This window comes from Mycobacterium appelbergii, assembly GCF_032883035.1.
In the GTDB taxonomy this organism is placed as follows: Bacteria; Actinomycetota; Actinomycetes; order Mycobacteriales; family Mycobacteriaceae; genus Mycobacterium; species Mycobacterium appelbergii.
In genome coordinates, this window is the sequence record NZ_JAMQTH010000003.1 from 260,055 (window position 1) to 284,679 (window position 24,625).

Annotated in this window: 25 protein-coding genes; 5 read left to right on the forward strand and 20 right to left on the reverse strand. The window is 66.1% G+C overall.

Going from position 1 to position 24,625, the window contains the following annotated elements:
* The first annotated feature begins 65 nt into the window (after positions 1-65).
* On the forward strand, positions 66-3,557 hold the full coding sequence (car, locus tag M1247_RS08510; RefSeq protein ID WP_317155851.1) for a carboxylic acid reductase: 3,492 nt from the start codon (positions 66-68) through the stop codon (positions 3,555-3,557).
* Between the two features lie 148 nt (positions 3,558-3,705).
* Here car and M1247_RS08515 read toward each other — a convergent pair whose 3' ends face one another.
* From M1247_RS08515 to M1247_RS08535, 5 genes are read right to left on the reverse strand one after another with little or no spacing between them, the layout of a single operon-like run.
* Positions 3,706-4,092: a DUF1304 domain-containing protein gene (locus M1247_RS08515; RefSeq protein WP_317155852.1), complete on the reverse strand. Its 387-nt coding sequence runs from the start codon at positions 4,090-4,092 to the stop codon at positions 3,706-3,708.
* A 5-nt stretch (positions 4,093-4,097) separates the two neighbouring features.
* Positions 4,098-5,156: a Holliday junction branch migration DNA helicase RuvB gene (gene ruvB / locus M1247_RS08520; RefSeq protein ID WP_317155853.1), complete on the reverse strand. Its 1,059-nt coding sequence runs from the start codon at positions 5,154-5,156 to the stop codon at positions 4,098-4,100.
* A complete protein-coding gene (gene ruvA / locus M1247_RS08525; RefSeq protein WP_317155854.1) occupies positions 5,156-5,743 on the reverse strand; it encodes a Holliday junction branch migration protein RuvA in 588 nt (195 codons plus the stop codon). The genes ruvB and ruvA overlap by 1 nt, the downstream gene beginning before the upstream one ends.
* Positions 5,740-6,297: a crossover junction endodeoxyribonuclease RuvC gene (ruvC, locus tag M1247_RS08530; protein WP_317155855.1), complete on the reverse strand. Its 558-nt coding sequence runs from the start codon at positions 6,295-6,297 to the stop codon at positions 5,740-5,742. Before ruvC ends, ruvA begins: the two co-directional genes overlap by 4 nt.
* 35 nt (positions 6,298-6,332) lie before the next feature.
* Positions 6,333-6,929: a TetR/AcrR family transcriptional regulator gene (locus M1247_RS08535; RefSeq protein ID WP_317155856.1), complete on the reverse strand. Its 597-nt coding sequence runs from the start codon at positions 6,927-6,929 to the stop codon at positions 6,333-6,335.
* Positions 6,930-6,996: 67 nt separating this feature from the next.
* Here M1247_RS08535 and M1247_RS08540 point away from each other — a divergent pair, with 67 nt between their 5' ends.
* Both M1247_RS08540 and M1247_RS08545 read left to right on the forward strand, forming a co-directional pair.
* Positions 6,997-7,827 carry an alpha/beta fold hydrolase gene (locus M1247_RS08540; protein ID WP_317155857.1) on the forward strand — a complete coding sequence of 277 codons (831 nt, stop codon included), beginning with the start codon at positions 6,997-6,999 and terminating at the stop codon, positions 7,825-7,827.
* A 66-nt stretch (positions 7,828-7,893) separates the two neighbouring features.
* Complete coding sequence (locus tag M1247_RS08545; RefSeq protein WP_317155858.1) at positions 7,894-8,544, forward strand: SDR family oxidoreductase; 651 nt, start codon at positions 7,894-7,896, stop codon at positions 8,542-8,544.
* A 3-nt stretch (positions 8,545-8,547) separates the two neighbouring features.
* On the opposite strand, the gene M1247_RS08550 is transcribed toward M1247_RS08545, so the two are convergent.
* Both M1247_RS08550 and M1247_RS08555 read right to left on the reverse strand, forming a co-directional pair.
* Positions 8,548-9,303 (reverse strand): YebC/PmpR family DNA-binding transcriptional regulator, encoded by a 756-nt coding sequence (locus M1247_RS08550; protein ID WP_317155859.1) that lies wholly within the window; start codon positions 9,301-9,303, stop codon positions 8,548-8,550.
* Between the two features lie 425 nt (positions 9,304-9,728).
* Positions 9,729-11,642, reverse strand: a complete 1,914-nt coding sequence (locus tag M1247_RS08555) for a DUF222 domain-containing protein (RefSeq protein WP_410506837.1) — start codon at positions 11,640-11,642, stop codon at positions 9,729-9,731.
* A gap of 292 nt (positions 11,643-11,934) precedes the next feature.
* Here M1247_RS08555 and M1247_RS08560 point away from each other — a divergent pair, with 292 nt between their 5' ends.
* Positions 11,935-12,417, forward strand: a complete 483-nt coding sequence (locus M1247_RS08560; protein ID WP_317155861.1) for a DUF4262 domain-containing protein — start codon at positions 11,935-11,937, stop codon at positions 12,415-12,417.
* 23 nt (positions 12,418-12,440) lie between these two features.
* Here M1247_RS08560 and M1247_RS08565 read toward each other — a convergent pair whose 3' ends face one another.
* The 12 genes from M1247_RS08565 to M1247_RS08620 all read right to left on the reverse strand — a co-directional run bounded on the left by M1247_RS08565 (position 12,441) and on the right by M1247_RS08620 (position 22,993).
* Positions 12,441-12,938 (reverse strand): hypothetical protein, encoded by a 498-nt coding sequence (locus M1247_RS08565; protein WP_317155862.1) that lies wholly within the window; start codon positions 12,936-12,938, stop codon positions 12,441-12,443.
* Positions 12,939-13,010: 72 nt separating this feature from the next.
* On the reverse strand, positions 13,011-13,592 hold the full coding sequence (pdxT, locus tag M1247_RS08570) for a pyridoxal 5'-phosphate synthase glutaminase subunit PdxT (protein WP_317155863.1): 582 nt from the start codon (positions 13,590-13,592) through the stop codon (positions 13,011-13,013).
* A complete protein-coding gene (gene tesB, locus M1247_RS08575; protein WP_317155864.1) occupies positions 13,589-14,437 on the reverse strand; it encodes an acyl-CoA thioesterase II in 849 nt (282 codons plus the stop codon). Before tesB ends, pdxT begins: the two co-directional genes overlap by 4 nt.
* A gap of 42 nt (positions 14,438-14,479) precedes the next feature.
* Positions 14,480-15,391: a pyridoxal 5'-phosphate synthase lyase subunit PdxS gene (gene pdxS / locus M1247_RS08580; protein ID WP_317155865.1), complete on the reverse strand. Its 912-nt coding sequence runs from the start codon at positions 15,389-15,391 to the stop codon at positions 14,480-14,482.
* A 66-nt stretch (positions 15,392-15,457) separates the two neighbouring features.
* Positions 15,458-16,513 (reverse strand): NUDIX hydrolase, encoded by a 1,056-nt coding sequence (locus tag M1247_RS08585; RefSeq protein ID WP_317156169.1) that lies wholly within the window; start codon positions 16,511-16,513, stop codon positions 15,458-15,460.
* The gene (locus M1247_RS08590; protein ID WP_317155866.1) at positions 16,513-17,673 is read right to left on the reverse strand and encodes a glycosyltransferase family 4 protein; all 1,161 of its coding nucleotides are present in this window, start codon (positions 17,671-17,673) and stop codon (positions 16,513-16,515) included. The genes M1247_RS08585 and M1247_RS08590 overlap by 1 nt, the downstream gene beginning before the upstream one ends.
* Before the next feature lie 4 nt (positions 17,674-17,677).
* Entirely contained in the window at positions 17,678-18,589 is a 912-nt protein-coding gene (locus tag M1247_RS08595; protein WP_317155867.1) for a phosphatidylinositol mannoside acyltransferase, read from the reverse strand.
* Positions 18,586-19,266, reverse strand: a complete 681-nt coding sequence (pgsA, locus tag M1247_RS08600) for a phosphatidylinositol phosphate synthase (RefSeq protein ID WP_317155868.1) — start codon at positions 19,264-19,266, stop codon at positions 18,586-18,588. The genes M1247_RS08595 and pgsA overlap by 4 nt, the downstream gene beginning before the upstream one ends.
* The gene (locus M1247_RS08605; RefSeq protein ID WP_317155869.1) at positions 19,263-19,844 is read right to left on the reverse strand and encodes an ATP adenylyltransferase; all 582 of its coding nucleotides are present in this window, start codon (positions 19,842-19,844) and stop codon (positions 19,263-19,265) included. The genes pgsA and M1247_RS08605 overlap by 4 nt, the downstream gene beginning before the upstream one ends.
* Entirely contained in the window at positions 19,841-21,895 is a 2,055-nt protein-coding gene (thrS, locus tag M1247_RS08610) for a threonine--tRNA ligase (protein ID WP_317155870.1), read from the reverse strand. The genes M1247_RS08605 and thrS overlap by 4 nt, the downstream gene beginning before the upstream one ends.
* Before the next feature lie 61 nt (positions 21,896-21,956).
* Positions 21,957-22,361: a TIGR02611 family protein gene (locus M1247_RS08615; protein ID WP_317156170.1), complete on the reverse strand. Its 405-nt coding sequence runs from the start codon at positions 22,359-22,361 to the stop codon at positions 21,957-21,959.
* A gap of 11 nt (positions 22,362-22,372) precedes the next feature.
* On the reverse strand, positions 22,373-22,993 hold the full coding sequence (locus M1247_RS08620) for a PaaI family thioesterase (protein WP_317155871.1): 621 nt from the start codon (positions 22,991-22,993) through the stop codon (positions 22,373-22,375).
* Positions 22,994-23,046: 53 nt separating this feature from the next.
* On the opposite strand from M1247_RS08620, the gene M1247_RS08625 reads away from it, so the two are divergent.
* On the forward strand, positions 23,047-23,544 hold the full coding sequence (locus tag M1247_RS08625) for a DUF1990 domain-containing protein (protein WP_317155872.1): 498 nt from the start codon (positions 23,047-23,049) through the stop codon (positions 23,542-23,544).
* On the opposite strand, the gene M1247_RS08630 is transcribed toward M1247_RS08625, so the two are convergent.
* Positions 23,526-24,599, reverse strand: coding sequence for a hypothetical protein (locus M1247_RS08630; protein WP_317155873.1), 1,074 nt, complete (start codon positions 24,597-24,599; stop codon positions 23,526-23,528). The two genes, M1247_RS08625 and M1247_RS08630, sit on opposite strands and share 19 nt — an antisense overlap.
* Between the last annotated feature and the right edge of the window lie 26 nt (positions 24,600-24,625).

The window sequence follows — 24,625 nt, forward strand, 5'->3', positions numbered from 1 at the left end:
CGTAGTATTCGGTAGGCGCGTGAAACGCCCGCAACAGATAATTTGATTTGCTCAGGGGACCAATTATGTCGATCGAAACCCGCGAAGACCGGTTTGAGAACCGCGTCGCCACCTTGTACTCAACTGACCAGCAGTTCGCCGCTGCGCAACCCAGCGAGGCCGTCAATGCCACCGTCGACCGCGCGGATCTGCGGCTGCCCGCGATCGTGAAAGAGGTCATGGCCGGCTATGCCGACCGGCCCGCACTCGGACAACGCGCCGTCAAGCACGTCACCGACTCTGCCGGGCGTACCTCGGTCGAGCTGCTCCCCCAGTTCGAGACCATCACCTATCGCCAGCTCGGCGACCGCGTACAGGCCGTGACCAACGCCTGGCACAACCACCCCGTCAAGCCCGGCGACCGGGTCGCCATCCTCGGTTTCACCAGCGTCGACTACGCCACCATCGATATCGCTTTGATCGAACTCGGCGCAGTGTCGGTGCCACTGCAGACCAGCGCGCCGGTTGCCCAGCTACGCCCGATCGTCGCCGAGACCGAACCTAAGCTGATCGCGTCGAGTGTCGACTTCCTCGATGACGCAGTCGAATTGATCGCCTCCGGCCCCGCACCGACACGACTGGTGGTGTTCGACTACCGCCATGAGGTCCACGACCACCGTGAGGCAGTCGAGGCCGCCAAGGCCAAGCTCGCCGGCACCGAGGTGATCGTCGAATCGATGGCCGATGTGCTGGATCGTGGGCGCACGCTCGCGGACGCCCCGCTCTATGTCTCCGGTCACGCCGATCCGCTGACCCTGCTGATCTACACCTCGGGCAGCACCGGCGCACCCAAGGGCGCCATGTACCCGGAAAGCAAAGTCGCCAACATGTGGCGTGCCGCGGCGAAAGCGTCGTGGGATTCCAAACAGAGTGTGCTGCCGTCGATCACGCTGAACTTCATGCCGATGAGCCACGTCATGGGCCGCGGCATCCTCTACGCCTCGATTAGCTCCGGCGGCACCGCCTATTTCGCGGCCCGCAGCGATCTGTCGACCTTCCTGGAGGATCTGGCTCTGGTCCGGCCCACGCAGCTCAACTTCGTTCCCCGCATCTGGGACATGATTTTCCAGGAGTACCAGAGTGTGGTGGATCGCCGGCTGACCGACGGTGCCGACCAGCAGACCGTTGAGGCCGAGGTCCTGGCCGACGTGCGGCAGAACGTCCTCGGTGGTCGGTTCGTCAGCGCGCTGACCGGCTCCGCGCCGATCTCGCCCGAGATGAAGGCCTGGGTCGAGAAACTGCTCGACATGCATCTGCTGGAGGGCTACGGCTCGACGGAAGCCGGTTCGGTGTTCGTCGACGGCCACATCCAGCGCCCGCCGGTGATCGACTACAAGTTGGTCGATGTGCCCGATCTCGGCTACTTCCGCACCGATCAGCCCCATCCGCGCGGCGAGCTGCTGCTCAAGTCCGAGCAGATGTTCCCCGGTTACTACAAGCGGCCCGAGATCACCGCCGAGATGTTCGACGAGGACGGCTACTACCGCACCGGCGACATCGTGGCCGAGGTTGCCCCGGACCAGGTGGAGTACGTCGACCGGCGCAACAACGTGCTCAAGCTGTCACAGGGCGAGTTCGTCGCAGTGTCCAAGCTGGAAGCGGTGTTCGCCGGCAGCCCCCTGGTGCAGCAGATCTACCTCTACGGCAACAGCGCGCGATCCTACCTGCTGGCCGTGGTCGTACCCACCGACCCCGCCACGCCGAAGTCGGCGATCAACGACTCTCTGCAGGAGGTCGCGAAGGCAGCCGACCTGCAGTCCTACGAGATCCCGCGTGATTTCCTCGTGGAGACAACGCCTTTCACCCTGGAGAACGGCCTGCTGACAGGCATTCGGAAGCTCGCCAGGCCGAAACTCAAGACGCAGTACGGCGATCAACTGGAGCAGTTGTACGCCGATCTGGCCGACGGGCAAGCCAACGAGCTGCGCGCACTGCGTCAGAGCGGTGCCGACGCCCCCGCGCTGGAGACGGTCAGCCGCGCGGCCGGAGCGCTGCTGGGCGCGGCCGCCTCAGACCTGAACCCTGACGCGCACTACACCGATCTGGGTGGGGATTCGTTGTCGGCGTTGACATTCGCCAATCTCCTGCACGAAATCTTCGAAGTCGATGTGCCGGTGGGTGTGATCGTCAGCCCCGCCACTGATCTGGCCGGTATCGCCGCCTACATCGAGTCTGAGCGCCAATCCGATTCGAAACGCCCGACATTCGCCTCGGTGCATGGACGGGACGCCACCGAGGTGCACGCCGGTGATCTGACTTTGGACAAGTTCGTCGACGCGAAGACCCTGGCCGCGGCACCGTCGCTGCCACACGCCGCCAGCGAGGTGCGGACAGTTCTGTTGACCGGGGCCACCGGCTTCCTGGGCCGTTACCTGGCCCTGGAATGGCTCGAACGGATGGACCTGGTCGACGGCAAGGTCATCTGCCTGGTGCGTGCGAAGTCCGACGAAGAGGCACGGGCCCGGCTCGACGCCACCTTCGACAGCGCAGATCCGAAACTGCTCAGCCACTACCAAACGTTGGCCGCCGACCACCTGGAAGTCATCGCAGGTGACAAGGGCGAGGCCGACCTCGGCCTGGACCCCCAGACCTGGCAACGCCTGGCCGATACGGTCGATCTGATCGTCGACCCGGCCGCGCTGGTCAACCACGTGCTGCCCTACAGCCAGCTCTTCGGTCCCAATGCGCTGGGCACCGCCGAGCTGATCCGCATCGCGCTCACAACCAAGATCAAGCCGTTCGTCTACGTGTCCACCATCGGTGTCGGCTGGGGCATCGAGCCCGGTCGGTTCGTCGAGGACGCCGATATCCGGGCGATCAGCGCAACCCGCCAGATCGACGACAGCTACGCCAACGGCTACGGCACCAGCAAGTGGGCCGGCGAGGTTCTGCTGCGCGAGGCACACGACCTGTGCGGGCTGCCCGTGGCGGTGTTCCGTTGCGACATGATCCTGGCCGACGTCACCTACGACGGCCAGCTCAACCTGCCGGACATGTTCACCCGGATGATGCTGAGCCTGGCCGCCACCGGTATCGCGCCGAAGTCCTTCTACGAACTCGATACCGACGGCAACCGGCAGCGCGCCCACTACGACGGGCTGCCCGTCGAGTTCATCGCCGACGCCATCTCCACCCTCGGCGTACACGTCACCGACGGGTTTGAGACCTATCACGTGATGAACCCGTACGACGACGGCATCGGCATGGACGAGTTCGTCGACTGGCTGATCGACGCCGGCTACCCGATCCACCGGGTCGACGACTACGCCACCTGGCTGCAGCGGTTCGAAAGCACCTTGCGTGCACTGCCGGACAAGCAACGACAGGCTTCGCTGCTGCCGCTGATCCACAATTACCAGCAGCCGAGCCATCCCATGCTCGGCGCGGGTGCGCCGACCGACCGCTTCCGGGCGGCCGTGCAGGAAGCGAAGATCGGTCCCGACAAAGACATTCCGCACATCACGGCGCCGGTGATCGTCAAGTACATCACCAACCTGCAGCTGCTCGGCCTGCTGTAAAGTTCTTCCGCACAACGGAAACCCCTGAGCGGCCGCGGTCCCACAAGGACCGCGGCCAATCAGTTTCTCTGCCGCACCTTTTCACGGCGAGCAGACACTTAGGTCCCCTTTTTCTCGGTCTGCGGGGTACATAAGTGTCTGCTCGGCGTCAAAGCGCAAGCCCGATCGCCACCAGGACGACCGCGATCACAGGAAAAGCGCCTTGCGTCACCGCGGCTCGCGCCTTGTCCGGCGACGACACCAGCAGCACCAGTGCTGCGGCGAGCATCGACCCGACACCCGCGAGCACCAGTGCCGCACCAACGGCGTTGTGCCCCAAAACCACAGCCACGATGCCGACGATTGTCACGACGGCCAGGAACAGATTGTAGAACCCCTGGTTGAAGGCGAGTTCCTTGGTGGCCTCCGCCTCCTCCGCGGTGGTCCCGAACGTGGCACGGGTACGCGAGGAAGTCCAGGTGAGTGATTCCATGGTGAAGATGTACACGTGCAGGACCGCGGCGAGCGCGGCAAAGACCAAACCGGCGATGAGCATGCCGTCTATTCAAACAGTCCCGTCTGGCCAAACCCGGTAACCGGAGGCTGCATGCCCAGATGAGTCCAGGCCAGCGGTGTGGCCACGCGGCCGCGTGGGGTGCGGGCGATCATGCCCGCACGGACCAGGAAAGGCTCGCAGACCTCCTCGACCGTGGTGGCCTCTTCCCCCACCGCCACCGCAAGCGTCGACACCCCCACCGGACCGCCACCGAAGCTGCGGGTGAGCGCGGACAGCACCGCCCGGTCAAGCCGGTCCAGCCCGAGTTCGTCGACGTCATAGACCTCCAGCGCGGCCTTGGCGATGTCGCGGGTGATGATGCCGTCGGCGCGGACTTCGGCGTAGTCACGCACCCGGCGCAACAACCGGTTGGCGATGCGCGGCGTACCGCGCGACCGCCGGGCGATCTCGGCGCCCGCTTCCCCACCGAGTTCGATGCCGAGAATCCCCGCCGAGCGGGTCAATACGCGTTCCAGCTCCCCCGGCTCATAGAAGTCCATGTGCGCGGTGAACCCGAACCGATCGCGCAACGGGCCGGTCAACGCACCCGAGCGCGTCGTCGCCCCGACGAGGGTGAACGGGGCCACCTCCAGCGGAATCGACGTGGCGCCAGGGCCTTTCCCCACCACGACGTCGACGCGGAAGTCCTCCATCGCCAGGTACAGCATTTCCTCGGCCGGCCGGGCGATGCGGTGGATCTCGTCGATGAACAGCACATCGTGCTCGACCAGGTTGGACAGCATCGCGGCCAGATCGCCCGCGCGTTCCAGAGCGGGCCCCGAGGTGAGCCGCAGGGAGGTGCCCAGTTCGGCGGCGATGATCATCGCCAGCGAGGTCTTCCCCAACCCCGGCGGACCGGACAGCAGGATGTGATCTGGTGTGCCGCCACGGTTCTTGGCGCCCTCAAGCACCAGTTGCAGCTGTTCGCGCACCCGCGGCTGACCGATGAACTCCCCCAGCGTACGTGGTCGCAGGCTGGCATCGATATCGCCCTCGCCCACCGTCAACGCCGGTGACATTTCCCGTTCTTCGGGCTCCTCGGCCCCGTCTTCGAATCGGCCCATTACTTCTTACCCAGCATGGACAGCGCGGCGCGCAGCGCGCCGGATGTGGTGGCCTCCGGGTCGTTGGCCAACACCTTGTCGGTCGCTTCCTCGGCCTGCTTGGCCGCAAAGCCCAGGCCGACAAGGGCTTCCACCACGGGAGCGCGCACGGCGTGGCCGATTGCAACCGAGCCGCCACTCTGGCCGACCGGGCCGATCTTGTCCCGCAGTTCCAGCACCATCCGCTCGGCGCCTCGCTTGCCGATGCCGGGAACCCGGGTCAGGGCGGTGATGTCGCCGTCGGCGAGCGCCTGTCGGAGCCCCTGAGGGTCGTAGACGGCCAGCGTTGCCAACCCGATCTTGGGGCCGACGCCGGACACCCCGAGCAGGGTGAGGAAAAGATCGCGGGAATCGCCATCGGCGAACCCGTACAACGTCATCGAGTCCTCACGCACGATCATCGCGGTGATCAGCCGGGCTTCGGTGCCCCGGCGCAGATTGGCCAGGGTCGACGGCGTGGCCATGACCTTGTAGCCGACCCCGGCGGCCTCGATGACGGCGTGGTCCAGCGCGATGTCGATGACTTCACCACGCACCGAGGCGATCATGCGCGGGCCGCCTTCAGTTTCGCGGTGTACTTGCGGCGTTGCTCGGCAGCCATCGCCTCGGCAGCGGCCATCCGCGCGATCATCGGGGCGCGCCAGCAGTGACAGATGGCAAGCGCCAACGCGTCGGCAGCGTCGGCCGGTGTGGGCTTGGATTGCAACGCAAGGATTCTCGTGACCATCTCGGTCACCTGCTCCTTGCCCGCCCTACCGTTTCCGGTGACGGCGGCCTTTACCTCAGACGGGGTGTGGAAATGCACGTCGATATCGCGTTTGGCCGCGGCCAGGGCGATCACGCCGCCCGCCTGAGCGGTGCCCATCACCGTGGACACGTTCTGCTGGGCGAACACGCGCTCGACGGCGATCACGTCCGGCCGGTGGGTATCCATCCAGTACTCGGCGGCATCGCTGATGATCAGGAGCCGCTTCTGCAACGGCGTATCGGAAGGGGTGCGAACAACATCCACGTCCAGCGCGATGACCTGCCGGCCCTTCCCGCTTTCGATCATCGACAGACCGCAGCGCGTCAACCCGGGATCGACTCCCATCACCCGCAACGCGAACCCCTTCGTCAGAACATCTGTTCGAGAGCTTAGCGTGCCGCGGCGACAGGATTCTGTAGGGACACACCCTGGTACCGCGGGCCGAGAGCCCGGCCCGCCGCCCGCAGCGGTTCGGTGTCACGGAGGGTGCGGGCGAGGATGAACGCGCCTTCGAGGGCAGAGATGAGCGCGATGATGACCTCGCGCGCCGCCTCGGCATCCAGGCCACGCTTGATGAAGTAGGCGCTGCCCGCGTCGAACCAGCCGTTGAACACCACCGCGGCGGTCTGCCGCAGCTCTTCGACGGTATCGGCGGTCTCGGCCGCGACGGTCCCGACCGGGCACATATTGGCAAATCCCGTTGCCGCCATGTCGTCGGCAGCCTGGGTGAACACGGCCTCGATCGCCGCACCGAGATCCTCGTGGTCGTCGATGACCGTCGGAATGAGCTGTGCGTAGGCCACGCCCGCGTTGTGCAGTGCCTCGGCAGCGATCTGCACTTTGCCACCGCGGAAGTGGTGGTACAGCGAGCCGATCGGCGCGCCCGCGGCCACCACGATGTCCTTCATGCCGACCGCGGCGTAGCCCTTGTGCCGCATCAACTCGGCCGTCGCCGTGAGGATCGCCTCTCGCGTGGACCTTGCCATCGGTACCTCCCACCGTCAGACTAGAGCATAGATTCTAGAATGGTTGTTCTAGCCAAGGAAGGCCGCCATGAGATCCGTCGAACTCCCCGCCGGAACCATCGAGTACCGCGACCATGGCGATCCGGCCGGGCCGCCCGTGGTGCTGCTGCATGGCCTGCTGATGAACGACGCCCAGTGGAAACTCGCGCTTCCGTTGCTACCGAGCGGATTTCGGTACCTGCTGCCGGTGCTGCCGTTGGGTGGCCACCGGATCCCGATGCGCGAGGACGCCGACCTCACTCTCGACGGCATGGTCGGGATCGTCGCCGACTTCCTCGATGCGCTGGACCTGAACGAGGTGACGTTGGTCATCACCGACTGGGGCGGGCCGTTGTTCCTCACCGCCGCCGGGCGCGACAAGCGCGTCGCCCGCCTGGTCATCTGTCCGTCGGAGGCCTATGACAACTTCCCACCAGGCTTCCCCGGCAAGGTGACCTGGCTGGCGACCCGGACCACCGGCACCGTCGCACTGGCCATGAGACAGATGCGTATCGGTTGGCTGCGCAACCGGTTCTTCATGTTCGGAATGATGGCCGGCAAGCCGATCCCTCAGGACGTCATCGAGGCGTGGACCGGGGCAGGCATCGCCGACAAGCGGATTCGCCGCGATCTGCTCAAATACGCCCGCACAAAGTTCGACTACCCCGGTCTGGTGCGGGCCACCAACGCCCTGGCCGATTTCACCGGCCCGACGTTGGTCTTGTGGAGCCGCAACCGCGTGATGCCCGTCGAGCACGCGCAGCAACTCGCCGCGTTGACCGGTGGTCGCCTGCGCTATGTGGACGACGCCAAGGCGCTGATCATGCTCGACCAGCCGGAGCAGACGGCACGCGAGATCGGCGCATTCCTGGCGAGCTGAGGCCCGCGCGGTCTCGCGACTACGTTGGAGCGGGACTCAACGGCCAACTCATGTGGAGGTAGTTATATGCGCGTCGTGATCGCCGGTGGACACGGCAAGATTGCGCTGATTCTGGAACGGCTGCTGGCCGATCGGGGTGATTCGGCGGTGGGATTGATCCGCAATCCCGACCAGGTCGCCGACCTCGAAGCCGCAGGCGCTCAGGCTGCCGTGCTCGACCTGGAGCAGTCATCCGTCGAGCAGGTCGCCGAGCAGCTGCGCGGCGCCGACGCTGTCGTGTTCGCCGCGGGCGCCGGGCCAGGCAGCGGTGTGGACCGTAAGGAGACCGTCGACCGTGATGCGGCAGTGCTGTTGGCCGACGCCGCCGAGGCTGCCGGTGTGGATCGCTACGTGATGGTTTCGGCAATCTCGGCCGACGACCGCTCCCTCGACGACAGCTACGACGAGGTATTCCGCGCTTATATCCGCGCCAAGTCCGACGCCGACGCCAATGTGCGGGCGCGCACCGGACTGCGCACCACGATCGTGCGGCCGGGAGGACTCACCAACGAGCCGGGCAGCGGGAAGGTGACAATCGCCGAGTCCACCGGGCGCGGCACCATCGCCCGTGAAGACGTCGCCAGGGTCCTGCTGGCGGTGCTGCACGATCCGGACACCGTCGGCCGGACCTTCGAGCTGATCAGCGGCGATACCCCGATCGCCGAGGCGCTCAGGTAGCGCCTACTCCTCGTCGAGCGCAGCGGCAACGTCGTCAGGGATGTCGATGTTCGTGTAGACATCCTGGACGTCGTCGCTGTCCTCCAGCGCGTCGACGAGCTTGAGTACCTTGCGGGCACCCTCGAGATCGACAGGCACCGTGACCGACGGCTGAAAGCTGGCATCCGCCGAGTCGTAGTCGATGCCGGCGTCCTGCAACGCCGTTCGCACCGCAACCAGATCGGTGGGCTCGGAGATGATCTCGAATGCGTCACCCAGGTCGTTGACTTCCTCGGCGCCGGCTTCGAGCACCGCCACCAGCACGTCGTCCTCGGTGAGGTCGTTCTTCTCCAGCGTCACCACGCCCTTGCGGGTGAACAGATAGGACACCGAGCCCGGGTCAGCCATGTTGCCGCCATTGCGAGTCATCGCCACCCGAACCTCACCGGCTGCGCGGTTGCGATTGTCCGTCAGACATTCGATGAGCACGGCCACGCCGTTGGGGCCGTAGCCCTCGTACATGATCGTCTGCCAGTCGGCGCCGCCGGCCTCTTCACCGGCGCCGCGTTTGCGGGCACGCTCGATGTTGTCGTTCGGGACCGACGTCTTCTTCGCCTTCTGGATGGCGTCATACAGCGTCGGGTTACCGGCCGGATCACCGCCACCGGTGCGGGCTGCCACCTCGATGTTCTTGATCAGCCGGGCGAACTCCTTGCCACGACGTGCATCTTTGACGGCCTTCTGGTGCTTGGTGGTGGCCCACTTGGAATGGCCGCTCATGCAGGTACGCCCTCTTTCTGCCGAAACTTCGGTGGCCTAGTCTACGCGGCGGGGTCTACGTGGCAGGCGGGGTCGTCACCTCAATACCGCGCGGCCATAGCCGCGGTACCTACCGGTTCCGCTCAGATGCGGACGGTCAGCCAAAGGGCAGCTCCCACGTAATCTGGATGCGTTCTGGGCCGGGGGCACCTCGTCGAGGTTCGGACAGTCGCACGACGCCGTGCCGGCCGTGGGTACTAGTCCTGTGCACTGCCGGTGCGCGGCTCGGACTTTCGGTCCACTTATGTACGGTGCGCCGCACGATGATCGACACCGGCAACCCATTCTGCTGACCGAGTTCACCCGACACCGGGGCGGGCATGTTTTCGCCAGGATGGGTTCCCAGGTGGCACGGGGTCGGGGCAAGCCCGGGGCTTGCGTAGATCTCAGGGTCCGCGTATTCCTTTGCCGCCGTGAGCATAATCGTTGCCGATGCTCTGCCGTGGGTCAGGATAGGCATCGGTGTCGGGGTTGGAGTCGATCGCCGTAGGGGCGTCGTCGAGCCAGTCGAGGGGAATCCACGGGTTGAGCGGCTCGGGGTCCTCGAGATCATCAGCACTCAGTGGGGTCGGGGTGGATTGGTCATATATGTTGGCCCATTCGCGGTCCCATTCCAGGATCGCTTCGAGGTCGCACACGGGGATTGACTGGGGGTGCCAGTCGAGGTCTGCGATTGTGTTCCCGTGTGGTTCGCGTTGCGCGTTCCACTGTGGCTCGCCCTGCGGTTCGTGCTCTGCGTCCCTCCCCGGTTCGGGTTCTGCTTGCCGTTCCGGTTCGCGTTCTGGCTCGGACTTCGGCTCGGGTTCTGCGTCCCACCCCAGCTCGGCTTCCGGCTCGGGTTCTGCTTCGCACTCTGCTTCCGGCGCCGGTTCGGGTTCCGCCTCCGACCCTGGCTCGGATGTCGGCTCTGGCTCGGGCTCGGGCTTCGGGTCAGGCTCGGGGTCCTGGGGTGGGGTGAGGAGGAGTTCGGGGCGGTGGTGGTAGTTGATGCGGGCTTGGCCGTGATCCAGGGCTGGTGGGGGGTGCCATTCGACTTCGCCGGTGTCGGTGATGGTGGTGGTGTAGCCGCCGTCGGAGTGGACGAGACGATTGTCGGGCCCACACGCGAGGGCCATGTCATCGACATTGGTGTAGCCACCGTCGGCCCAATCCGCCACGGCGTGGTGGACCTGGCTGCCGTAGGCACCGACGGTGCAACACGGTTTGGTGCAGCCACCGTCGCGGGCGATGAGCATGATCCGTTGGGCCGGGGAGGCGGTGCGTCGGGCCCGGAAATAGTTCAACGCGGATCCGGTGGCCCGGTCGAACACCGCCAGGTGGTGGTTGGCGTGGGCTGCCATCCGAATGACATCGTTGATGGGCAGTGTGGTGCCACCGCCGCTGTGGCCGATCCCGGCGCGGGATTCCAAATCGTGCAGGGTGGTGCGGATGATGATCGACACGGGTAGCCCGTTGAGTTGACCCAGGTCCCCGCTCATCAGTGCGATGCGTCCGATGACGATCAGTGCGTCGTGTTGGCGTTGGGCCAGGCTGCGGTGATCGTTGTCGATCTGGGCTTGGGTGGGGGTCCCGGTGGTACAGGGTTCCTCGTCGTCGGGGTTGCACATGCCGGGGGCGGCGAGCTTGGCGAACAGCACTTCCATGACTGCAGCCAGTTCGGGGCTCAGTCGGGCGGTCAGATCGGTCAGCGCGTCGCGGCCCTGTTTGGCCATTGTGACCCCGCGTTTGCGTTCGCGTTCGGTCTCCTCGGGTTCGGGGCCGTCCTGGTCGAGCAGAAACAATCGCAGTTCGGCGGTGTCTTTGAGTTCTTTGGGTCCGACCCCGACGGCGACGCGGACCAGGTCGGCTTCAAACTGCTCACAGGTGGTGGGGTCGATAAACCCGGGCAGCCGACCGATCACCTCGCGCAGGACTTTGACGTGATCAGCGTTGATCAGCCCGGCCTGCTCGGCGGCGGCGACCGCCGCCCGCAGTGGGGGTAAGGGTTCACCGGTCAGGGTGCGCCGCGGCCCCAACTCGGCCGCCTCGGCCAGGCGGCGGCCGGCCTCAGCGGTCGACAGTCGCCACCGGATCCGCAGCACCTCGTTCCAGGATTTGGCCCCCAATTCCCGCGGTGAACAATCGGTTTGCAGTTGGGCCAGCAGTCGATGCGACGGGGAGGGTAGCTGAGAGCGCAGCGTCTCGTATTCGTCGAGCACGGCGAGCAGCTCAGTACGGGTCAGTGATTCGACCTCGCAGGCCGCGAACGCGTCAAACGCCGCCCGCAACCCGGCTATCGCCGCGACCGCACCACCCTCCATGCATCGAACATACATTCGACCACCGACAAGTCCGCGCCGAACTATCGCGTCTCAGGACATCGGTGAGGCTTCGGGGCGGGTTTCCGGGGATCGTCCATTGCCGAAGCGTCGGATATCGGAAGTGAGCCGGGTGTGCTCGGCGAGGACTTCGCCCGGTAGGTCGGTGATGCTGCCGTGGTCGCGGTCTTGTCGCCTTTGCGGTCAGGTCTGCGGCCAAGCCTGGGGTGTGGAACGTGCCAGAAGTTGTCGGAGGGGCGGCGGATGCTGACCGCAACGACCGAAGGATTGGCGAATGTGCTGGAAATGCGACAACCCGAACGGCACGACGGAGCAGTACCTAGACGGACTGCGGGCAACGATCGACGACCATGGCTGGGCGGTGCAGGGCGTCGAGGACGACAAGCGACCGTTTACCTACACGGTCGGATTACACGGGCAAGGGCTTTCGGAACTGATCATCACCGGGATGGCGACGCACACGGCTGCGCGCCTGTTGAATTCCATCGCCCACATGATCACGGAGGACGGCACTGCATTGGCGCCTGCCATGCATATCGACCATCAAGATGAGTTTCTATTCGAGGTCGTCGCGGTCGACCATCCCGACGTGCATTTGCGTTACTCGACAATGCTTTTCGGTGACGGAGTTCGTGCTCTGCAATTGGTCTGGGCCGACGCACGTGGACGTTGGCCATGGGATGCCGGTTGGGGGCACGGTCGGCGGCGACAGCCCGTTCTGGGCGTGCGAGCACAGGTACCGCCGCTGCAGGGATGAGATACCCATGCCTCGTTTCGGCGTTATCGGCCAGCCCAGAGCGGAATCGGATCGTCGGGGTGGCGGAAAACGTGGACCTCCTGCGCCGGTACGACAACCGCCGTCCGGGGAAGGAGCGTCACTGCATCCCACCGGCAACCGTCGATCTCGATCTCCACCGTGACGACCGAAGCATCGGCGATCGCCTGCGCCGACGGCGACGAGTGAGCGTCGACGGAGACCCCGCAGTCCCGGACGGCGACGACAGCGGCGGTACGGGTCCGATTGCCTGCGAGGCCCAGCGCGTAAGCCTGCTCGTGCCTGCGCACCGCTGTCATTGCGAGCCGCTCTCTGTCGACGCGCTCGGCGACGGCGTCGGCGCGAAGGAGTGTCTTCATGAGCCACCGGCTCATCCGCTCCGTCGTGGTGAGCGTGGACGCGACGTCGATCTCGTTGGGCGTGTAGGCCCACTCGCTCGGTAGCCATGCGCCCTCCCCCGGCGTCTTCCAGTAGTACTTGCCGGCGCTGACGTAGCGTCTCATGCTCACTCCTCGGTTCGCTCAGGCCGATTCTGAAGCCCGAGGCCGTCTACCGATCACGAAGACCGCGAATGGCTACAGCGAGTCGACGAACAACTTGTGAATGCGCCGGTCCCCGGTCATCTCCGGGTGAAATGACGTGGCCAGCATCGGGCCGTGGCGCACTGCCACGATGTGACCGGCCGCGCGGGCCAGGACCTGCACATCGGGGCCGACCCGCTCCACCCACGGCGCCCGGATGAACACCGCATGCACCGGATCGTCGAGCCCTTCGAAGTCGATATCACCTTCGAAGGAATCGACCTGGCGGCCGAAAGCGTTGCGCCGCACCGTCATATCGATGCCCTTCAACGGCACCGCAGCTCTACCCTCAACGCCGGCGTCGGCGATCTCGTTGGCCAGCAGGATCATCCCGGCGCAGGATCCGTAGCACGGCAGACCTTCGGCGATCCGCGCGCGCAGCGGTTCGAGCAGGTCGAATTCGCGCAGCAGGTGGCTCATCGCCGTGGACTCCCCGCCGGGTATCACCAACGCGTCGACCGCGTCGAGTTCGGGGAGCCGACGCACGATCCCGGCCTCGGCGCCGGCCTCGCGCAACGCGGCCAGATGCTCACGCGTGTCGCCCTGCAGGGCGAGCACGCCCACGTGGACGCTCATGCCGGCTTTTCGGGCGCGGCCTTGCGCTGGTAGCGGGTCAGGCCTTCCTGCATTACCGCGGCGACCATTTCGCCGTACCGGTTGAAGATCTTGCCCTGGGTCAGCGACCGTCCCCCACATGCCGACGGCGAGGACTGGTCATAGAGCAGCCACTCGTCGGCCCGGAACGGCCGCATGAACCACATGGCGTGATCTAGCGACGCGACCATCAGGTGCTTGCGCGTGTCGGGATGATTGACCTGTGCCGAACCGAGCAGGGTGAGGTCGCTCATGTAGGCCAGCGCACAGATGTGCAACACGTGATCATCGGGCAGCGGATCGCGGTGCCGGAACCAGACCTGCTGCTGGGATGCTTTACCGGGCAGTCGCTGCACCTGGTCCCGTGGCACGATCCGCACGTCCCACTCGGCGAATTGCGCGAACCCGGCGTCGTCGAACGCTCCCCCGGACCGGAACCCCGGCAGATCGTCCGGTGCCGGCGCCTCCGGCATGGCGTCCTGATGTTCGATGCCGGTCTGATCGGTCTGAAATGAGGCCGACATCGTGAAGATCGTCTCGCCGTGCTGGATCGCGCTCACCCGGCGGGTACAGAACGAACCGCCGTCGCGGATGCGTTCGATGGTGTAGACCGTCGGTGTCCTGGCATCCCCCGGCCGCAGGAAATAGCCGTGCAGGGAGTGCACCTGGAACTCGGGCGCGACCGTACGCACCGCCGAGACCAGCGACTGCCCGGCTACATGCCCCCCGAAGGTGCGCTGCAGAAAGCCGGATTCGGGGCTGAAAACCCCACCGCGATAGATGTTGACCTCGAGCTGTTCGAGATCAAGGATCTCCTCGATCGCCATCAGCGATGTTCTTCGCGAAAGCGGTTCGTCACGCGTTAAGACTTACCAGCCGCGTTCGGCGAGCCGGTGTGGCTGCGCGATGTCTTCGACGTTGATGCCGACCATCGCCTCACCCAAACCACGCGACACCTTCGCCAACACATCAGGATCGTCATAAAACGTGGTGGCCTTCACGATCGCCGCACCCCGCTGCGCGGGATTGCCCGACTTGAAAATCCCAGACCCCACAAACACACCCTCGGCACCGAGCTGCATCATCATCGCCGCATCCGCCGGCGTCGCGATCCCCCCGGCGGTGAACATCGTCACCGGCAACTTCCCGGCCCGCGCCACCTCGGCCACCAACTCATACGGCGCCTGCAACTCCTTGGCCGCCACGAACAACTCATCGTCCGACAAGGAGCTGAGCCTGCGGATCTCACCCAGAATGGCCCGCATATGAGTGGTCGCATTCGACACATCCCCGGTACCGGCCTCACCCTTGGACCGGATCATCGCCGCCCCCTCGGTGATCCGGCGCAACGCCTCACCCAGATTGGTCGCCCCGCACACGAACGGCACGGTGAACTTCCACTTGTCGATGTGGTTGGCGTAATCAGCCGGGGTCAACACCTCCGACTCATCGATGTAATCCACCCCCAGGGACTGCAGGATCTGGGCCTCCACGAAATGCCCGATCCGCGCCTTGGCCATCACCGGGATCGTCACCGCCGAGATGATGCCCTCGATCATGTCCGGATCCGACATCCGCGACACCCCACCCTGGGCCCGGATATCGGCAGGCACCCGCTCCAGGGCCATCACCGCCACCGCACCGGCACCCTCGGCGATCTTGGCCTGCTCGGGGGTGACCACATCCATGATCACCCCACCCTTGAGCATCTCTGCCATTCCACGCTTCACGCGCGCGGTACCGGTCTGATTGCTTGAGCCGTTCTGGGCCGCGGTTTCCACTGCTATCTCCTTTAAGTTCCTACGTATTCAGTGTAATGGGGCAGCCAAATCGAATGAATCCGCACTTCAGCGGATGGCTTGCAGCTCGCTGTGCGCGGGTATGCGCCCATTCGCGTCGGCCGGCCTTTCGACCAGTTCATTCGCCTGAGCCAGCAGTGCGCCCAACTGCAGTGGATACACGGCCTGCCCGCCGGCGACCAGCTCGCCGATCATTATCTCATCGCACCAGCGGTGCCCGTGGATGTAGTGCCGCTCAAGCGCGGTACGGCCCGATGCCGACGGCTCGAACCGGCTGGTGCGATGGAGGAAGAAGTACTCCTCGCTGCGGATCACCGAGGCATTGAAGTCGATGACGGCGTCGCGCCGCCACACCGGACCGACCAACTCCGTCGGCTCCACGCGTAGCCCGGTCTCCTCGGCGAGTTCCCTGACCGCGGCTGCCCGCAGGCTCTCGCCCTGTTGGACGGCGCCACCGATGGTGAACCACCACCGTGGCGCCGGGGTCTGCAGGTCACCGATCGCCGGATCGCTCCCGCACAGCAGCAACACGGCGCCGGTTTCGTCGAGCAACACGACGCGCGCGGACGTACGACGACTGACCGGGTTGGCCTCGGCTTGCGACTCTTCGCGCTCGGCGATCTCAAAATAGGTGGGCAAGGCGGCGGTGCCACCCAGTCGCAGTGCACGGACCGCGGGGCGTTCGCGCAGGGCCAGGGTGTCGCGGACGGCGTCGTTGTGGAAGCGACGGGCCAGCAGCACCCTGGCCTCCGCATCGGCCAGTTCGGCCACCAGCGCCACCGGCAGCGACACGGGGTCCACGGCGGACAATGCCGCGGACAATTCGTTTTCCGCGGATTCCCGCGCGGTCCGCGGTGCGCGCTCCGCGGCGTCGGCCAGCGCGGCCAGCCGTTTACCCTGCGGACCGCCTGCATAGGCGTCGACCGCGACCGCGCGTGCCACCACCGCCCGCCGGGCCAGTGCACCGTCGAGCGCCTGCCACGACAGGTCGTAGCGCACGTGCAGGCGATCGAGGCGGTTGGCGGTCTGGTAGGCCCATACCCCGATCAGCAGCAGCACCACGGCCAGGACTGCCAGCGTGGTGATCACAATCCACGCGGGTATCAATCCAGCTCCCCGATCGCTTCGCTCCGCGCGGCCGCCCCGCTGACCTGCACCTTGATCCCGGACCCGGCCACAGTTTCATATACCCGCATGATCTGGCCGGCCACCACCGACCAGTCGTAGCGGTATACGCACGCGCCGGCACGCGCGATGTAGCCGTCGCGCACCGTGTCGTCGGTGAGCATCTCGATCAGTGCGTTCGCGAGGGCGTCGGCATCGTCGATGGGTACCAGCCGGCCGGCTTCGCCGTCATCGAGAACGCGCCGGAAAGCGTCCAATTCGCTGGCGACGACGGCGGTTCCGGCCGCCATGGCCTCCACGAGCACGATCCCGAAGCTCTCACCGCCGAGGTGGGGGGCGCAGTAGACATCGGCGCTGCGCATCGCCGAGGCCTTGGTCGCGTCGTCGACCTGGCCGAGGAACCGCAGGTGCCCCGCGAGGGCACCGGCCTGCTCACGCAACGCGTCCTCGTCGCCGCGACCCACGATGAGGATCTCGATGTCGCTGAACCGCTCGACCAATTTCGGCAGCGCGCCCAACAGGACGGTCATGCCCTTGCGGGGTTCGTCGAAGCGGCCGAGGAACAGTACCGACCGGCCGGGACGTGGATAGCCCTCCATCAGGGGCGCGTTGGCGAACGAACCGACGTCGACGCCGTTGGGTATTTCCACCGCGTCCGAGCCGAGGGCCTCCATCTGCCAGCGCCGTGCCAGATCCGAAACGGCGATCCGTCCGACGATCTTCTCGTGATACGGACGCAGGATGCCCTGAAACACGCTGAGCGTGAACGATTTCGTCGTCGAGGTGTGAAACGTTGCGACGATCGGCCCCTCCGCGGCCTGCAGCGCGAGCATGGACAGGCTCGGGGCGTTCGGTTCGTGCAGATGTAGTACGTCGAAATCGCCTTCGGCGATCCACTTCTTGACCTTCCGATGCGTGGCTGGCCCGAACCGCAACCGCGCCACCGACCCGTTGTACGGAATCGGGACGGCCTTGCCGCCCGACACCACATAGTCGGGCAGCGTGACGTACGGCGAGGACGGCGCCAGCACACTGACATGGTGGCCACCACCGCGCATCACCTCGGCCAGCTGCAACACATGGGACTGCACGCCGCCCGGCACATCGAACGAATAGGGGCAGACCATCCCGATACGCATGGCCTCAGGTACCTAACCGGGCGCGTCGTTCGTCGGACAGATCGGCCAGCCACTGCGGCTGCAGCATGTGCCAATCCGCGGGATGGTCGGCGATGTTCTTGGCGAACCGATCGGCGAGTGCCTGCGTGATGGCGGTGATGTCACCCGACGACGTGTCGAGCGCGTCGAACACCTCGACGACGCAGTCGTCCCCGTCGTAGTGGACGTGAGCCGGGTGCAGCGGCGCGCCGGTGTCGACCGCAAGTTTCGCCGGCCCGGCGGGCATCCGGGTGGGCTCGCCGAAGAAGTCGACCTCGACGCCCTGGCGGGTCAGATCACGTTCTGCCATCAAGCACACGAACTTGTTCTCGCGCAGCCGTTCGGCGAGCAGTTCGAACGGTGGACGCTCGCCACCCGAGAGCGGAAACACTTCGAATCCAAGGCTCTCGCGGTAGTCGATGAAGCGTTTGTACAGCGATTCGGGCTTGAGGCGTTCGGCAACGGTCGCGAAGGTGCCGTAGTTCTGCACCAGCCACACCCCCGCCATGTCCCAGTTGCCGCTGTGCGGGAGGGCCATCACGGCGCCACGGCCGGCGTCCATGGCGGCCTGCATCTTGTCCGCACCGATGAAGACCTCGTCGAGGCGTTTGGCCACGACGGGCAGATCCATCGACGGCAACCGGAACGCTTCCCGCCAGTACCGGGCGTACGAGGCCAGCGATGCACGCATCAGTTCATCGGGCACCTCGGCCGGCTCGACGCCGGTGATGCGGGCCAGATTCTTGCGCAGCTGGTCAGGCCCGCCGCCGCGGGACGCGTAGCTGGCTCCCGCGTCGAACGCGTTGCGGGCCAACGACTCGGGCATGGCTCGGACGAGTCGCCAACCGGCCGCGTAGCCCAGGTCTGTCACCCGACCACTGAGCGGAATGCTTGTCACGACTCCCCCGACTCGTCCGGTGCTGACGGATGCGATGGCTGCGACGGATGCAACAGATCCATTGCGCCGACGGAAATGCGCACGGTGTGCAACCGCTGGGCCACGGTGATCACGCTGGCCACCGCAAGGAGCCACATGCCCACATACACGAGCCAGGGCATGTGGAGGAACGGGACGCCGGACAGTCCGGCGCCGACGAGCACGATCACCAGGCGCTCGGGACGTTCGATGATCCCGCCGTCACCGGACAGGCCGCTGGCCTCGGCGCGCGCCTTGATGTAGGAGATGACCTGCGAGGTGACCAGGCAGATCAACGTGGCGACCGCCAGCGTCGCGCTGTCCAGCCCGAACACCGCCCACCACAGCAGACCGGCGAACACCGCGCCGTCGGCGATCCGGTCACACGCGGCGTCGAGCACCGCACCGAAGCGGGTGCCGCCGCCGCGCTCGCGCGCCATGGCGCCGTCGAGCATGTCAGCCAACACGAACACAGCAACGGCGAAAGCACCCCACCACAGCTGCCCCATCGGGAACAGGGTCAGCGCCGAGACCACGGTCCCTGCGGTGCCGAGGATGGTGACGCTGTCCGGGGTGAGCCCGGCACGCAACGCGGCCTTGGCGATCGGCCGGGACAACTTCGCGTAGGCCGCACGGCTCATCAGAAAGAAGTTGCTCACGGCGATCTGTCCTGCTCGTCCTGCTTGACCCATTCCGTGGCCAGCAGCGAACGTGTCTCCCGCAGCAGCTGCGGGATCACCTTGGAACCACCGATGATCGTGATGAAGTTCGCATCGCCACCCCAGCGGGGAACCACGTGCATGTGCAGATGCTCGGCCAGCGAGCCCCCTGCCGAGGTGCCCAGGTTCAGGCCGACATTGAACCCGTGAGGACGCGAGACCGCCTTGATGACGCGAATCGCCTTCTGGGTGAACGTCATCAGCTCGGCACTCTCGGCCTCGCTGAGGTCCTCCAACTCCGAAACCCGCCGGTACGGCACCACCATGAGGTGGCCGGGGTTGTACGGGTACAGGTTGAGCACCGCGTACACCTGCGCACCCCGCGCGACCATGAGGCCGTCCTCGTCGGACATTTCCGGGATGTCGGTGAACGGCTCAGAGGATGCCGCGGAACCGCCCTCACCCTTCAGGGCGGGCGCCTCGGCGATGTAGCTCATCCGGTGCGGCGTCCACAGTCGCTGCAGGTAGTCGGGATCGCCGACACCGTGGTCGACGATGGTCCGCTCGTCGTCGGTCACTCGGGAGCGCCTACCTTCACCGTTTCGGCTGTGGGCACGGTGTTCTCGCGGGCGGCGATCCAGTTCACGATCGCGTCGGCCGCCTCGTCGCGTGGCACACCGTTGATCTGGGTGCGGTCGCCGAAGCGAAAACTGACGGCGCCGTTTTCCACGTCCCGGTCCCCCGCGAGCAACATGAACGGCACCTTCTGATTCGTGTGGTTGACGATCTTCTTGGCCATCCGATCGTCGCTCACGTCGACCTCCACGCGAACTCCACGCGAACGCAGCTGTGCGGCAACCTCTTGCAGGTAGGGCACGTGAGCCTCGGCAACGGGGATGCCTGCCACCTGCACCGGCGCGAGCCACGCCGGGAACGCGCCCGCATAATGCTCGGTGAGGACTCCGAAGAACCGTTCGATCGAGCCGAACAGGGCACGGTGGATCAGCACCGGCCGTTGACGGCTACCGTCAGCGGCGGTGTATTCCAGCTCGAACCGGTCGGGCATGTTGAAGTCGAGCTGGATGGTCGACATCTGCCAGCTGCGGCCGAGCGCATCCTTGACCTGCACGGAGATCTTCGGGCCGTAGAACGCCGCGCCGCCCGGGTCGGGCACCAGATCCAGTCCGGAGGCCTGCGCGACCTCGCGGAGCGTCTCGGTGGCCTCGTCCCACATATCATCGGAGCCGACGTACTTCTCCGGGTCCTTGGTGGACAGTTCCAGGTAATACTCGTCGAGGCCGTAATCGGAGAGCAGGTCGAGCACGAAATGCAGCAGTGAGGTCAACTCGCCACGCATCTGGTCGTGCGTGGTGTAGATGTGTGCGTCGTCCTGGGTCATGCCGCGCACCCGGGTCAGCCCGTGGACCACGCCGGACTTCTCGTAGCGATACACCGAACCGAATTCGAAAAGCCGCAAAGGCAATTCGCGATATGACCGGCCACGTGAGCGGAAGATCAGGTGGTGCATCGGGCAGTTCATCGGTTTGAGGTAGTAGTCCTGTCCTGGCTTGCGCACCGCACCGTCGGCGTCGTACTCGGCATCGATGTGCATGGGCGGGAACATGCCGTCGGCGTACCACTCAAGGTGGCCCGAGGTGATGTACAGGTTCTCTTTGGTGATGTGCGGGGTGTTGACGAACTCGTAGCCCGCCTCCAGGTGCTTGCGGCGCGAATAGTCCTCCAACTCACGGCGCACCACACCACCTTTCGGGTGGAAAACCGGTAGGCCCGAACCCAATTCGTCAGGAAAGCTGAAGAGGTCCAGCTCCACGCCGAGCTTGCGGTGGTCGCGGCGCTGCGCTTCCTCGATGAGTTCGAGATGCCGGTCCAAGGCATCCTGCGACTCCCAGGCGGTGCCGTAGATGCGTTGCAGGCTGGCGTTGTCCTGGTTGCCCCGCCAGTATGCGGCGCTGCTGCGGGTCAGTTTGAACGCCGGGATGAATTTGGTGGTGGGGATGTGCGGGCCACGACACAGATCGCCCCAGACGCGTTCTCGCGTCCGCGGATTGAGGTTGTCGTAGGCGGTGAGCTCGTCGCCGCCGACCTCCATCACGTCAGGGTCGCCGGACTTGTCGTCGACGAGCTCCAGCTTGTACGGCTCGTCGGCAAGTTCCTCGCGCGCCTGGTCTTTGGACGCGTACACCCGGCGGTCGAAAAGCTGCCCGTCCTTGACGATCTGGCGCATGCGCTTCTCAAGCTTCTCGAGGTCGTCGGGGGTGAACGGCTCGGCGACGTCGAAGTCGTAGTAGAAACCGTCGGTGATGGGCGGGCCGATACCGAGCTTGGCGGCGGGGAACAAGTCCTGTACCGCCTGGGCCAGCACGTGCGCGCACGAGTGCCGGATGACGCTGCGACCGTCCTCGGTGTCCGCGGCCACCGCCGTCACCTCGACGTCGGCATCGGGCGTCCAGGACAGGTCACGGAGCCGCCCTTCGGCGTCGCGGACCACCACGACGGCGTCGGATGCGCCCCGGCTGGGCAACCCGGCCTCCCGAACCGCCGCGGCCGCAGTGGTCCCGGCAGCAACCCGGATCGGGGCTGCGAGGGCTGGGCTGGCGGCGTCACTCATCGAGGACTCTCCTACGGTGCGGGGGCGAATACGATCGTGACCATGCTATCTGTGGGCCTGATCAGGCCCCCAGCCCGATAGGGCTCTGCAACCAGGACTGCTCCAGACCGACCAGTCCCGCGGACCAGCCGACCGCCCCGAGCAGCCACAGCGTCGCCACCACGACGACCCCGGTGAACACCGCGCTCAGCCCTTTCACCGCGATGTGCTGGCGGGCAAACCAGACCATCACCGCGTCATAACGGGTCCGGATGTAGCGCAACGCATGCTGGGCGAAGCGGAACTCGGTGGCCAGGATGGCCAGCCCGAGGAAGACGATGGCCCAGCCCGGGCCCGGGTACGGAATCGCCACGATGCCGACCGCCAGGACCAGTACGCCGACGACGGCCACAACCGTGCGGTACACGAAATTGGCGACCGGACGTTGCCTCAACCTGTCGCGCCAGTGTGCCCAGCCGCGCTTCATCGACGCGGTGTTCACGGTTGACCCGGCTTCAGCCGCACGAACAGCGCCTGCGCCTCGGTGAGCACGTCATCGCCGTCGCAGAGTTTCCCGACGACGAATATCTTGCGGCCCTCAATACGGTCTATACCCGCGTCCACCTGCAGTTCCTTCTCGATCGGAGCGATCTTGCGGTAGTTGACGTGCAGATAGCCCGTCCGTTGATAAGGGCTTCTGGTCAGCTTGGCGGCGGTGAATCCCAGCAGCGAATCGAACAGCAATGCCAGCGCACCACCGTGTACTGCGCCGTTGCGGCCGAGGTGGAAGCGCCGGAAGAACGCGGTCCCTTCCACTCGATCGTCGGCGGTCACCGCCAAATTCACCGGCACGGAGCTGACGTTGCCACGATTGGGCAGGTCCATGCGCCTACCGGAAGGTGAATTCCATTCGTCGGCGTCGTACGGGGCCAGCAGGGCAGACACCTTCTCGATCAGACCGGCGGCCTCGGTGATCACCGCATCGGGCGCATCCGCGCCCCGTGCGTGGTCCTGCAGCGCGCGCACCGCCTCGATGAACCGGCCGTAATCGGGCCCACCGTGGGCGGTGGGTTCGGGTGGATTGAACCCGCCACCGGCGTGGTTGCTGTCAGTGCGCACAGAGCCACCGTATTGCCTACCGCGCACAGCGCCGGAAATGCCATGGTGGTGGGGTGAAATTGAGCGACCTCGCGGCGTTGTCGTTGACCTATCCCGAAGTCGGTGCGACGGCGGGTGCGCTGCCCGCCGGCTATCACCATGTGCGCGTGTCGGCAGTCATCGGCGGCGGCCGGGACCGGTTCGAGAGGGCAGCCGACTCCGTGCTGCGGTGGGGTATGCAACGCGGCGTCGGGATGCGCGTGGAGGCGACGACGGAGACCGCTGCGGTCGGGACCGATCTGCTGGCCAAGCTGGGGCCGGTGCCGGTGCCGTGCCGGGTGGTGTACGTCCTCGACGAGCCGGACCGGCGTGGCTTCGCCTACGGCACGCTGGCCGGGCATCCGGAATCCGGTGAGGAGTTGTTCGCGGTGCGCTACGACCCGGCCGACGAGGCGGTCTACGCCGAGGTGTCGGCGTTCTCCCGGCCGGCGACATGGTGGAGCACCCTGGGCGGGCCGGTCACCCGGTTGGCGCAGCGCGCCGTGACCCGCCGCTATCTCACGGTGGTGTGACCACGCGCGCCCCGTGGCACCAGGGCCCGGTCCAACTGGTAGGACAAAATCGCCAATGTGAACAGGCCGATCGACATATTCAGCAGTGCCCCAAAGCCTTCCGTGGCGAAATCGACAAGGGCATTGAGGAAGGTGAAGGTCAGCGCCGCGTTGCGCAGCCACCGCAGCGGCCAGACGCTGTCAGTACGCCGCCAGGCGATCATCGCGGGCAAGGCCATCGCCGCGGTGAGCACCGCACTGGCCAACAGGATGATCGACGCCGGGTTGGCACCGGCCAGCCGCAACGTGATGTCGCGGTCGTCGTAGAAGTAGTCGCCGAGCAGCATCCCCAGCGCGCCGAAGAGCACCCCGGCGACAGCGCCGGCAACGATCAGCCAGCCCACCACCGGAACCCACCGCGGGCTGCGGAAGAAGCCCGGAATGAGCCGGGGCAGCGTGTGCTGCAACCGGTACAGCCGGTCCGGCGCATGGTCGGCTGACAGCAGCAACGCGCGGACATGGTCGGCCTCGGCGCGGTCAGCGCCCTGAGCCTCGGCTTGGTCGAGCAACGCCAGGCCGATCTCGCGACGGTGGTCGGCCAGCCCGCGGGCGACACCGTCGGCGGCGATCAAAGCCGCCGAGGCCAGGCATTCCCGGACACCGAGCGGCCGGAAACCACGGATCACCCTGGCCCCGACCAGGATGAGAACCACCAGGATGTACATGATTTCGGCGGCCGGGCCGTAAAAGTAGTCGTTGTCCTTGGTGACGAATTTGCCGACCTCGTCGAGGAAAAGACCGAACCCGACACCGCCCAACACCACGCACAGGATGCGGGCGCCGAAGCCCAGCACCATCCAGCCGATCACCAGCGCCAGCATCATCAGCGCACCACCCCACAGCGCGTGGGCAATGTGCAGGTTGCCGCCACCGATCTGCGGATAGCCGGTCAGCTGCAGGTACAGCCGGGTGATCAGGATGGTGGCGATCGCGATCAGGACGAACGCCTCGGCGGCGTTGGGTCCGACCGCGCTGCGGGTGATCAAGCCGTGTCTGGTGCGAGGCTGACTGGTCATCGTAGAAAAGCGATATCACAGGCGGT